Origin of the sequence: Mesorhizobium sp. M3A.F.Ca.ET.080.04.2.1 (assembly GCF_003952525.1) — a bacterium.
In the GTDB taxonomy this organism is placed as follows: Bacteria; Pseudomonadota; Alphaproteobacteria; order Rhizobiales; family Rhizobiaceae; genus Mesorhizobium.
In genome coordinates this window covers 2501859-2514239 of the sequence record NZ_CP034451.1, presented here as the reverse complement: position 1 = coordinate 2514239, position 12381 = coordinate 2501859, and the positions used below count along the sequence as shown (strand labels likewise).

9 protein-coding genes are annotated in these 12381 nt (G+C 62.3%); 7 read left to right on the top strand and 2 right to left on the bottom strand.

The annotated features are described in order from the left end of the window. Positions 1-114: 114 nt before the first annotated feature. From hisD to EJ074_RS12050, 6 genes are all read left to right on the top strand, one after another. Positions 115-1437: a histidinol dehydrogenase gene (gene hisD, locus EJ074_RS12075; protein WP_129553462.1), complete on the top strand. Its 1323-nt coding sequence runs from the start codon at positions 115-117 to the stop codon at positions 1435-1437. A gap of 12 nt (positions 1438-1449) precedes the next feature. Beyond that, positions 1450-2475 carry an alcohol dehydrogenase catalytic domain-containing protein gene (locus EJ074_RS12070; RefSeq protein WP_129553461.1) on the top strand — a complete coding sequence of 342 codons (1026 nt, stop codon included), beginning with the start codon at positions 1450-1452 and terminating at the stop codon, positions 2473-2475. Positions 2476-2507: 32 nt separating this feature from the next. Continuing rightward, positions 2508-3239 (top strand): histidine utilization repressor, encoded by a 732-nt coding sequence (gene hutC, locus EJ074_RS12065; RefSeq protein ID WP_129553460.1) that lies wholly within the window; start codon positions 2508-2510, stop codon positions 3237-3239. Between the two features lie 292 nt (positions 3240-3531). Then, positions 3532-4539, top strand: coding sequence for an ABC transporter substrate-binding protein (locus tag EJ074_RS12060; protein ID WP_129554051.1), 1008 nt, complete (start codon positions 3532-3534; stop codon positions 4537-4539). Between the two features lie 28 nt (positions 4540-4567). Then, positions 4568-5446 (top strand): ABC transporter permease, encoded by an 879-nt coding sequence (locus tag EJ074_RS12055; protein WP_245454849.1) that lies wholly within the window; start codon positions 4568-4570, stop codon positions 5444-5446. A gap of 10 nt (positions 5447-5456) precedes the next feature. Next, positions 5457-6239 (top strand): ABC transporter ATP-binding protein, encoded by a 783-nt coding sequence (locus EJ074_RS12050; RefSeq protein ID WP_129553459.1) that lies wholly within the window; start codon positions 5457-5459, stop codon positions 6237-6239. Between the two features lie 1162 nt (positions 6240-7401). Here EJ074_RS12050 and EJ074_RS12045 read toward each other — a convergent pair. Beyond that, a complete protein-coding gene (locus tag EJ074_RS12045; RefSeq protein WP_129553458.1) occupies positions 7402-8775 on the bottom strand; it encodes an HlyD family type I secretion periplasmic adaptor subunit in 1374 nt (457 codons plus the stop codon). Beyond that, positions 8768-10522 (bottom strand): type I secretion system permease/ATPase, encoded by a 1755-nt coding sequence (locus EJ074_RS12040; protein ID WP_129553457.1) that lies wholly within the window; start codon positions 10520-10522, stop codon positions 8768-8770. The genes EJ074_RS12045 and EJ074_RS12040 overlap by 8 nt, the downstream gene beginning before the upstream one ends. A 402-nt stretch (positions 10523-10924) precedes the next feature. Here EJ074_RS12040 and EJ074_RS12035 point away from each other — a divergent pair, with 402 nt between their 5' ends. Next, entirely contained in the window at positions 10925-12373 is a 1449-nt protein-coding gene (locus EJ074_RS12035) for a calcium-binding protein (protein WP_129553456.1), read from the top strand. The last annotated feature ends 8 nt before the right edge of the window (positions 12374-12381 follow it).

The following is a 12381-nucleotide window of genomic DNA, read 5'->3' as shown; positions in this document are numbered from 1 at the left end:
TTTGCGCCGAAGAGCGCCGCGCTTGGAATCCATCTCCATCCCGCCGGTCTGGAACCGACGGGGGAGTGACCGGTCCATGCCAGCCATCCTTGCGGACGCAGAGAAGGAGCAGCCATGCCTGACGTCAGCTTCCACGACCTGTCGGCGCTCGGCGCCGACGAGAGGGCCGGTCTGCTGAAGCGCGCTGAAACCGACTTGTCGGTCTTCGCTGAGAAGGTCCGTCCGATCATCCACGCGGTCAAGGATGAAGGCGACGCGGCCTTGCTCCGGTTCGCGAAGGAATTGGACAAGGCCAACATTTCCGACGGCAATCTCAAGGTTTCGGAAGCTGAATTCGACGCGGCGTTCGACAAGGTCGAGAAGGATGTCATCGAGAGCATCCGGTTCGGCATCGGCAACATCAGGCATTTCCATGAGGAGCAGCGGCCGGAGACGATGTGGCTCAAGGAGGTCAGGCCCGGCGCCTATGCGGGCGACAGGTACACGGCCATCGCCTCCGTTGCGCTGTACGTCCCGCGCGGCAAGGGCGCCTTCCCGTCGGTGACGATGATGACCTCCGTTCCGGCCGTGATTGCCGGCGTGCCGCAGATCGCGATCGTGACACCGCCGACCGCGGATGGATCCGTCGATGCGGCGACCCTGGTTGCCGCCCGCCTTGCCGGTGTCGACACCGTCTACAAATGCGGCGGCGCCCAGGCGGTCGCGGCCGTGGCCTACGGCACCGAGACGGTGAAGCCCGCCGTCAAGATCGTTGGGCCGGGCAGCCCCTGGGTGGTCGCGGCAAAGAACCTGTTGTCCTCGGTCATCGACACGGGTCTTCCGGCCGGACCGTCCGAAGCGATCATCTTTGCCGATGACAGCGTCGATGGGGGTCTGGCTGCGCTCGATCTTTTGATCGAGGCCGAGCACGGACCTGATTCATCGGCCTATCTCGTCACCCACAGCCGCAAGGTCGCCGAGGCGGCCTTGGCTGCGCTCCCCGGACATTGGTCCCGCATGACCGAGCAGCGCGTCGAGTTTTCGCGCGCGGTGCTGACCGGCAAGCGCGGCGGCATCGTGCTGACCGCTTCCCTCGAAGACAGCTACCGCTTCATCAACGACTATGCGCCCGAACATCTCGAAATTCTGTCCAGGGAGCCCTTCGCGCATCTTGGGCATATCACCGAGGCGGCCGAAATCCTCATGGGCCTGCACACGCCGGTGACGCTTGCCAACTTCGTCCTCGGGCCCAACGCCGTGCTGCCGACCAGCCGGTGGGCGCGCACCTACGGACCGCTGTCGGTGACCGATTTCCTCAAGCGCTCGTCGGTCGGCTATGTGACCTCTGCGGCCTACCCGGTTCTCGCCAAGCATGCCCGCCGGCTCGCCCGCTACGAAGGCTTCAGCTCGCATGAGAACGCGGTCTCGGAGATCCGCGATGGCTATCTCGGCGCGTGACCGGGAAACGCGATGAAGGCCGTACGACTCCATGGACCCGGCGATCTGCGCGTTGAGGATGTGCTCGCGCCAGGCGCTCCCGACGCGGGCTGGGTGAAGCTGCGGGTCGACGCGGCCGGCATTTGCGGTTCCGATCTCCACAATTTCCGCACCGGCCAATGGATAAGCCGTTCGCCTTCGACGGCCGGCCATGAACTGACCGGCACGGTGCTTGCCGTCGGTGAGGGCGTGCAAACCGTCGCCGTGGGCGACCGCGTGGTCGCCGATTCCCGTTTCTGGTGCGGAGAATGCGCGCAATGCATCGCCGGCAACCGGCATCTGTGCGCCTCGCTGGGCTTCGTCGGCGAAGTATGCGACGGCGGCTTTGCCGAACAGACGGTCCTGCCGTCGCGGCTGTTGCATGTCGTCGACCGCAAGCTTGACGAACGGGCGGCGGCAATGGCCGAGCCGCTGGCCGTAGCGTTGCATGCCGTGCGGCGCCTGCCGAAGACGGCCGGTTCGGTGCTCGTGGTCGGCTGCGGCACCATCGGCGGCCTGGCCGCGCTGCTGCTGTCGCGGACATTCGCCGGCAGGGTGTTGATCGCCGACCGCAATCAGGCCCGCTGCGCCCGCGTCGCGCGGGTGACCGGCGCCACGATCGTCGATCTCGATCGCGACGCCATCGCCGTCGCGACCGCAAATGCTCCCCTGCTTGCGGCGGTCGAAGCGACCGGCAGCATCGCCGCGCTCGCCCAGTTGCTGGATGTTCTCGGCCCCGGAGGCGCCGTCGCGCTGGTCGGCATATTCCACGGCCGGCTGGACATCGATCCCAACCTGCTGGTCGAGCGCGAGATCGCGCTGCTGGGCTGCCACGCCTTCGCCGGCGAGCTTCCCGATGCCATCCGGATGCTGGGTGAACTGAGCGAGCCGCTGATCCGCCTGATCGATCGCGAGATCGGCCTGGACGAGGTTCCCGCGGCCTATGAGCGGCTGCTGGCGGGGCAGGGCGACGGCTTGAAAACGATCATCCGTATGCCGCGACCTGCCGAGGGCGTGTGATCCGAGAGTTCGCCGGGAAAGGACTACTGACGATGAATGCTTTGCCCGATACGGCCAGCCCCCTCTACGAGAAGGTCAAGGACTACATCCTGACCAATATCGGAACGGGCCGGTGGAGCAAGGATCGCAAGCTGCCGTCCGAAAATGAGTTCGTGGCCGCGCTGGGGGTGTCGCGGATGACGGTCCATCGCGCCTTGCGGGAATTGACCGCGGCGGGGTTTCTGATCCGGCTTCAGGGCGTCGGAACCTTTATCGCGCCGCCTCGGCCGCAATCGGCCCTGATCGAAATCAACAACATCGCGGCCGAGATCGTGGCGCGCGGCAACCGGCATCGCTCCGAAGTGCTGGTCCTCGAAAAGATCATGCCGACGAAGGAGCTCGCGCTCTCGTTCGAGTTCGCGAGGCGCGCGTCGGTCTATCATTCCGTTGTCGTCAACTTCGAGAACGACCTGCCCGTTCAACTGGAGGAGCGTTTCGTCAACCCGAGCTTGATACCCGACTACGACAAGCAGGACTTTTCCAGGACGGCGACGTATGACTACCTGATGCAGAAGACCCCGGTGACCGAGGTCGAGCATATCATCTCTGCCATTCCGGCCGATGCCGAAACCGCACGGCATCTGGGCATCGACGCCGGCGCCTGCTGCCTTCTTCTGCATCGCCGCACCTGGACCGGCGCGATCGTGGCCACGATCAGCAAGCTCACCTATGTGGCAAGCCGCTACTCGCTCGGCAGCCGCTACTCGCCCACGCGGAAAAGCTGACCATGGCAAAAGGCTGGAACCAGCGAAGACTTCCAGTCGCGCGCCGCCGATCAGACTCTCTCCCAAAGTCGCTCCGATAGGGCGGGAATCCAGAAAATCCGGCCAGTCCAGCTTGTATATGCATGTATGTATTTCAGCCTTGACATCGCCTGTCGCTGACGTTGAATATCGTTTGCTTCATCGAAGCGGCAGGCAAGGCGCTGGGCCGCAGCGCCGCTCAAGCAGAAGCCAGCATTCTCGCCAGGCCGGATGTTGGTGCAAGACCGGTCTGACAAACAAGGGGAACAGGATGATGCGTAACCTAGCAGGACAATTTCGCGCGCTTATGACCGCTGCCGCCATCGGGTTCGCCGCGGCTCCGGCGGCGCATGCCGCCGATGCCGCCATACCCGCGACGCCCGAGGCAGGGTCTTTCAAGATCGGCATCGAGCCGTGGCTTGGATACGGCCAGTGGCATGTTGCCGAAGCCAAGGGCTTGTTCAAGGCGAGCGGGCTTTCGGATGTCCAGATCGTGAATTTCGCGGAGGACAAGGACATCAATGCCGCCCTGGCGAGCGGGCAGCTCGACGCCGCGAACATCGCCACCCACACCGCCATGGGCATGGTCGCGGCCGGCCTGCCGGTGAAGATCGTGCTCCTGCTCGACGTCAGCATGACGGCCGATGCCATCATCGCGGGCAAGGACATCGCTTCGATCGCGGACCTCAAGGGCAAGCAGGTCGCCTTCGAAGAGGGCACCACCAGCGACATCCTGCTCAAATACGCCCTTGCCAAGAACGGCATGTCGATCGCCGACGTCCAGCCGGTGCCGATGCCGGCGGCCGATGCCGGCAGCGCTTTGATCGCTGCTCGCGTCCCGGTCGCGGTCACCTACGAGCCCTATCTCACCACGGCCATGGCGCAGAACAAGGACGTCAAGCTTCTCTTCACCGCGGGCGAGGATCCGGGCCTGATCAGCGACGTGCTGGTGGTGCGCGATGAGGTGATCAAGTCGCGGCCTGGTCAGGTGCTTGCCATGATCAAGACCTGGGATGCAGCCCTGAAGGACTACAATGCCGACACCGCGGGTGGCCGCGCCATCATTTCCAAGGCGGTCGGTTCGAGCGTCGAGGACCTCAATACCGCTTTCGACGGCGTGCGCTACTACTCCCTCGCCGAGAACAAGGACGCCCTCACCGGCGAGTTCTCCACCAAGACCTTCGCCGATGTCGAGGCCGCGGCCAAGAATGCCGGGCTGCTCCAGGCCGACGTGACACCTGAGCAGATGATCGACCCGGCCTTCGTCAAAGCCGCGCAATGACCATGGCCCGGTCCCGGCGGTAACGCACATGTCGGAGCAGCCTGCGGCCAAGGCCAGTCCGTCCGGCGCCAGACCGGGACATGTCGCCAGGCAAGCGGCGGGACAGGCGGCGCGGCGTCGCCGGTCTTCCGGGATCGGCGCCCCGATCAAAAGATCGCGCTTCCTCACCATCGCGGTGGCGGTCTTCGCCGGTCTCGGCCTCGCCTGGTGGGCGGCAACAGGCCTGGAACTGGTGAAACCCATCTTTCTGCCTTCGCCGCAGAGCGTGGCGATGCAACTCGCCAAGCTCTGGGGCGACGGCACGCTGTGGCTCGACCTCAAGGCCTCGATATACCGTATTTCGATAGGCTTCCTCATTGCCTCGGCGCTGGCAATCCCGATCGGGGTGCTGATCGGCAGCTTCAAGGCCTTTGAGGCAGCAATCGAGCCGCTGGTGGATTTCATCCGCTACATGCCCGTGGTGGCCTTCGTGCCGCTGTCGATCCTGTGGTCGGGAACGAGCGACGCCCAGAAATTCCTGATCATCTTCATAGGGACATTCTTCCAGCAGGTGCTGATGATCATGGACAATGTGAAGCGCGTTCCCCCCGACTTCGTCGGGCTGGGCAGGACGCTCGGCTTGCCGGACCGCAAGATCCTGACCCGCATCGTTGTTCCAAGCGCCTTGCCCGGCATCTGGGACACGCTGCGCATCAGCCTGGGCTGGGCATGGACCTGGCTGGTGCTGGCCGAGCTCGTCGCGGCGACATCCGGCCTCGGCTACCGCATCACGGTCTCCCAGCGCTATTTCCAGACCAACACGATCATCGGCTACATCCTTTTGCTCGGCCTGCTCGGCCTCGTCACCGACCAGGTCATGAAGGCGCTCGGCAAGGTGCTGTTCCGGCAGGAAGGCCATGCGCAATGAAGGGCGGCCGATGAGTTCCCCAAAACTGCGCATCGAAGGTCTTCACAAGAGCTTCGGCACCGGGGCACGGCGCACGGAAGTGCTGCGCGACATCAATCTCGATCTCGCCGACAACGAGTTCGTATCTCTGGTCGGCATATCCGGCTGCGGCAAGAGCACGCTGCTGTCGATCGTTGCCGGGCTGCAGGATTTCGACGCGGGCGAACTCGATATTGACGGCTCGCCAATCCTGCAGCCCGGGCTCGATAGAGGCGTTGTCTTCCAATCCTATACGCTGCTGCCGTGGCTGACGGCGCAGCAGAACATCGAGTTCGCCCTCAAGGCCGCGGGCCATGATCGCTCGACCTGCCGCGAGATCGCTCGCCAGCATCTCGATCTCGTCAAATTGTCGGACAGCGCCAACCGCTACCCGACGGAACTTTCCGGCGGCATGAAGCAGCGCGTCGCCATTGCCCGGGCGCTGTCCTATCGCCCCAAGATGCTGCTGATGGACGAGCCCTTCGGCGCGCTCGATGCCCTGACCAGGCATCAGATGCAGGAGCTGCTCACGCAGATCTGGGAGGAGCACAGGCTCACCGTGCTGTTCGTCACCCATGACGTGGAAGAGGCCGTCTATCTGTCGGACCGCATCGTCGTCATGGGGATCGGTCCGGGACGCATCATGCGCACCTTCAATGTCGACATCGAGCGTCCGCGCCGGGAAGAGGTCATGGAGAGCGCCGCCTTCATGAACCTGCAGCGCGATGTGCACAGGGCCATACGCGAAGCGTCCAAGCGGCCTAAAATGGCGTGAAGCCTTTTCGGGCGGGATGGGATCGATCAGGGTCGCAGGAAGAGGCAAAATGGCCGAGCCGATCAACGCACGTCGCGCCGCCCGTGGCGCTGATGACCCGGCCGGTCGGCGGAGTTGGTGGGTCGCAAGTGCTTATGCTTTTCGAACAAATCGAGTTTGTCGCCATAACCAAGCCTCAGCGGGGCTCCGCACTGCTCGCATCGAAAGGTGGAGATCACCCGAAACCAGGAGCCCTTCCTGATGATCGGATGATTGCAATTCGGACACTCGAATCTGAGATCCAAGTGGCGCATATCGTCAGGTAAAGGCACTGTTCTCCCCACAGACCTCGGATTGCGTTCGCCGTCCCGTAAGAGGCCGATCGAGCAGTCGACGCACACTCGCAGCCAGCTAATGAATAACGAAACAGATTCGATGTTCCGTCCCTGAGACTTAATAAGTTCGGTGATGAGACGTTCGAAAGCGGCCGCGTGCGACTGAAGGCCAAGACCAAGTGAACTGGGGAACTTCCATCAGCGCTGCCGGTTGTGGCTGTCCGCTTGCGCATCGTGTCCCCTCGTATGCGCAACCGGGAACCTCCGGCTACTATCTGCCTGTGGAACCGCGCTCGTTCGGTATCGGCATCTACAGTCAGGCTGGTTATACGAAGTGCAGCGCAACCATTGGCGTGCGTTTCCACCTTCTTTGAGAGGCCATTGGTCAGGCGGCTGAAGATGCATCAGCATGGGGGACACCTGACCACAAGCAGGCGGGCGACACGGGAGCGGCCCGGCGCTTTGGCGGGGTGGCTCACCACTAGCCGGGCCTAACCGGCGGGGGCTCAGAAGAAAAACTCGGCACCGGCTGTACGACATTATATGAGTGATCGCTCGTTCTTGCGCCATGCGAACGAAGGAGGAAGGCTTGCCGGACCAGCACGCCCGCAAAGGGCTTTAGAGGCATCGCGAGCGACCGTCTGCCATACTTCTGACGGGTGAGGCCTGAGGATGTCCAGCGGATAGTCCGGCTTGCTTTGGCGGACTCGGCATCGGGTTTGACAAACTTATGATCGCCGACGCTCAGGGCCATGGGCCTGCGTTCAACCTCGGCTTACACTCGGCCTTATGAACTGGCGCTGCAATCGGCCTCGCGCGGTTTCGCGTAGTTTGCGTCTTAAACGGTCCTAGCGGAAAGCGCGTGACATCTGATCGGTAAGGGGCTTCAGCAGATAGGACCAGACGCTGCGCTGACCTGTGCTTATGTGGACCTCGGCCGGCATTCCGGGCTTGAGGACCTTCGCGTCTGTCAGGCAACTTGCCTTGTTTTCGACGCCGATCCGCGCCGAGAAATACGAAAGCTGGCGCTGCGGGTCGTTGATCAGGTCGGCGGAAACCCACCTCACCGTACCCCGGCACGCCGGCGTCGTGCCGGCATCGAAAGCCGGAAAGCGAATTGACACGGGCTGACCGGAACGAACGTCATCTACCCGAGAGGGTGGAATGAGCGCGTCCACGACAAGATTGTCGGTATCGGGAACGATCGTCATCAGCGACTCCCCAGGTGCAATGACGCCGCCAACCGTGTGGACCGTGGACTGTTGTACCGTCCCAGACTGCGGTGCGCGGACTTCCGTCTTGGTCAACTCGTCCTGCGCGACGATCTTGCGTTCGGTGAGTTCAGTCCGCTTGGCTTCCGTTTCGCGCAGTTCCTTCGTCACGTCGCTGCGCCGCTGCTCGTCAAGTTGCAGGATCTGCAACTCGGTTTCGCTGATTTTGATCTGCGCTTCAGCTACCGCCGCCGCCAGGCGTCCAGACTCGCCTTTGGCCCGCGTCGCATCCAATCTCACATTGCTCAAGCGCTCTTTCGAAACCAGTTTCTTCGAATAGAGCGCATCGACATCCGTAAGGTCGCGGTCGAGCAACCCCGCCGATTCATCGATCGCCGCCTGCTGGGCCTTCAGGCCCTCGAGTTGACGCTCAATCTGCTTTGTCTGGCTCTTTAGTAGCGACTTTTGCCCCGTCAATTCTGACGCCCGCGTTTCGAACAGGGCACGCTCGCCATTGACCAGCGCCACCAGGTCCGGATCGCCCATTTCCGCCTGCAGACTGGCTGGGAGCTGCATGGTCGTCTGGCCTTGGCGTTCGGCCTCCAGCCGGGCAAGCCGTACCGTGGCGCGGTCGAGATCCTCGCTGATGATCTGCAGATTCGCCCGAGGCAGCGTATCGTCCAGCCTGACCAGCACGTTGCCGGCCCGGACATGATCGCCGTCTTGCGCGAAGATGCCGCTGATCGTGCCGCCGGTCTGGTGCTGGACCTTCTTGGTGTTGCTTTCGACCACGACGGTTGCCGGCGCGATCACAGCGCCCGCTATCTTGGTCAGGCCAAGCCATAGCCCGGCGCCGACGACCAGCAGGCAGGTCACCGCCAGTCCGAGCATCAGGCTAGGCCCGATGCTGCCAGGCGCCTTGAGCGAGTTCGCATCCCCGGGACGCTCACCAGCATCGAACCAAGGCCAAGATCGCAGGAGCGCTTGGAGGCGAAGCACGACGTCACGCATGCCCGCTCACACCCCTCTGCATCGGAATGACCGGGGACGACCGCTGGGCGGCAGGAGCGGATGGTCGCGCCACACTCGCCAGGACCTTCTCGCGGGAGCCAAACGAGCGGACCATGCCGTTGGCCAGCACGAGCACCTGGTCGATATTGGTAAGGGCGGAGGGGCGGTGCGCAACGACGATGACGATGCCTCCGCGTTGGCGCACAGCCAAGATCGCGCCCGCGAGGGCGGCGTCGCCTTCGACATCGAGGTTGGAATTCGGCTCGTCCAGGACGACGAGAAACGGCTCGCCATAGAGCGCCCTGGCAAGGCCGATCAGCTGCCTCTGTCCCGCCGACAGGGCCCTGCCTCCCTCGCCGATACGCGTTTGGAAGCCTTCCGGCAGGTGGATGATCATCGAATAGACGCCCGCGGCTCTGGCGGCCGCCAGCACGCCTTTGGGATCGCTCTTGCCGCCGAACCTGGAAATGTTGTCCGCTACCGTCCCGTCAAAAAGTTCTACGTCCTGTGGCAGATAGCCGATATGGGCTCCGAGCGAATGCGGGTTCCACTGCTCGAGAGACGCCCCGTCCAATCGTACTTTGCCGTGCAGCGGCTTCCAGGCGCCGACCAGCGCGCGCACGAGTGTCGTCTTGCCGGAACCGCTCGGCCCGACGATGGCCAGTCCTGCGCCGCTGGACAGCTGAAAGCTTGCATCGAGCACGGTCGGCTTCGGCACGCCAGGCGGCGCGACTGTCAATCTTTCGACGGTCAGCCGCGTCTGCGGCCGGGGCAATTCCATGGGTTCGATCGGATCTTCGAACGCACCCAGCGTCGCCTGGAGTTGGAAGTAGCTATGACGGGTCGTCAGGAACCCTTTCCAGTTCCCGATGGCCGCATCGACCGGAGCCAGCGCGCGGCCAAGCAATATCGAAGATGCGATGATCACTCCGGGGGATGCTTCGCCGCCGATCACCAGATAGGCGCCAAGGCCCAGAACCGAGGACTGCAATGCCATCCTCAGCGCCTTCGACAGCGAACTGGTACCACCTATGATGTCGGAGAGCCGCTCCTGATGCGTGAGGTAGCCATGAACGGTGTCGCTCCAGCGCCGCGCCAGCCTGGAAGAAAGGCCCATGGCGTGAACGACCTCTGCATTGCGGCGGCCGGACTCGGCAAGAGCGCGCTGCGAGATCATGGCTTCCGATGTCAGCCTGGCAGGCCTGCGGCCAAGAATTTCCGCGGCTGCGGTCAGCGCTACGACGGCAAGTGCACCGATCGTCGCCAGCACCCCGAGGGAGGGGTGCAGCATGTAGATGATCAGCAGATAGAACGGGATCCAGGGCGCATCGAAGATGACCGTCGGCCCGGATCCTGAAAGAAAGCCGCGCAGATGCTCGAGATCCCGCAGTGGATCCACCCGGTCGGCCTCCCGACCGGCCTTGAGCGGCAAAAGCACCGATATGGCGAATGCCCTTTGATGCAGGTTCCTGTAGAGCCGACTGGCAATGCGGACCAGCAGGCGAAGCCGCACGAAGTCGAGCAGTCCGTAGGCTGCGTAGAGGCCCAGCATTCCAATGGTCAGTCCGACCAGGGTCGGAACGCTTTGGGACGGCAGCACGCGGTCATAGACCTGCAGCATATAGAGGGAACCAGTCAACGCCAGGACGTTTGTCACCGCGGAAAAAAGCCCAATCCCAAGCAATCCCGGTGCGCAGTCAGACATTGCGGTGCGTAAAAGGGAGGACAGCTCTTGTTTTTTATTCATAGCCTGCTGTTTTTCACGCGGAAGTGCCGCGTGGCTTTCTTGGATTTATTCAATATGGAAAGTCCCCAGTGCTTGAATAGTATCGGATCCGAGCGGTTTTTCCCGGATATGAGGCGCTGCTAACGTATCCTAGTTTAATCGAAATGAAGCAAAATCGTGGCCCTGCGGGCGATCGGGAGCCGGCGGATCGGTGAGTTTCGGGGACAACGGTCGCGAGAAGCTTTGTCATTCCTCGGCGGACTGCGCTGAAAATATTAACCTTTTTCGCAAGGTCGCCAACGATCGATTTGGCGCCAATCAATTATTTTGACCACTGAAATCGGTATGTGACTTTTGTCTAATGTAGCTTTCGGTTAGGCAAACGGGGCTGGGGGGCGTTGCCGGACATAAGAAGGAACAAGCATGGCAACTCTCCATTATGCGTCGGGCGGTTCGGCCGCCGACGTTGCGACGGCCGGATTCAATTTGGTCGACGTTCAATATCTTTCCCAGGTGAACGAGCTGCCTGACGGAATGAAGGCGCTGGTTTACCTGGGCGCTCATGATGGCGTTACCCAGTCATTCATCGACAAAGTCACGCCTTTTCTTAACAATCCGAAAGTGTTCGGTTTCTTTCTCATGGATGAGCCGGATCCTACTGGCAAATGGGGAACCTATGCCAGCACTGAAAATCTGAAGGCCGAATCCGATTGGATCCATTCTCATTTTCCAGGCGCCAAGACTTTCATTACCATGATGAACATGGGGTCATCCACCAATCCGGATTTCACCAATACCTATAATCCCGCGAGCACTGGAATCGATTATTACGGCCTGGATCCGTATCCGGTTCGCACGGGCACGACCACCGTCGACTACGATATGATCGACCGAGCCGTGGCCGCGGCTGTCAAGTCAGGCATCCCGGTGGACAAGATCATCCCCGTCTACCAGACCTTCGGCGGTGGCGGGTGGGAGACTGATACAGGCGGAAAGCACGTCCTTCCCACCACGTCGCAGATGCAGACGATGATGGATCACTGGGCCAAGCTCGTTCCGTCGCCGGCGTTTGACTATGCCTACGCCTGGGGCTCGCAGAACGGCGACACGGCGCTTGAGAACTCGCCGGATCTGCAGGCCTTCTTCCGGGAGCACAATGCCAGCTCCACCTCGTCGACGCCAGTGGCGACCACCGAGCCGGCACCGACGCCAACCTCCGATATGACACCGCCAACAACCGAGCCAACCGCGCCGACAACCGCGGATGCTTCAGTTGGTGACCACATTGTCCAAGGAGGCAAGGGCAACGACACCTACCATGTCAACAATGCCCACGACAAAGTCATGGAAGCTGCGGGCGCCGGCTTCGACAAGGTGATGGCCTCGGTCAGCTATGCTCTGTCTGCCGGCTCGCATATCGAGCAGCTCTCCACCTCCAGGACGGGCGGCAAGACCGCTATCGACCTGACAGGCAACGAGCTCGCCCAGAAGGTCAACGGCAACTACGGCGACAACAAGATAAACGGTGGTGGCGGCTCCGACACATTGAAGGGTTATGGCGGCCACGACGCTTTCGTCTTCGACACGGCCCTTGGCTCGGGCAATGTCGACAGGATCCGCGACTTCCAGGTTTCCCAAGACAAGATCCACCTCGACCACGCCATATTCGCAGGACTCCAGCAGGGAGCGCTTGCGTCCGGCAATTTCCACGTTGGTCAAGGCGCGCGTGACGCCAACGATCACATCATCTACAACAGTTCAACCGGAGCGCTCTCCTTCGACAGCGACGGAATTGACGGCCATGCCCAGACGCAATTTGCCACCCTCGCTTCGCATTTGCACCTTGGCGCTAGCTCTTTTCTCGTAACCTGACAAAGCGC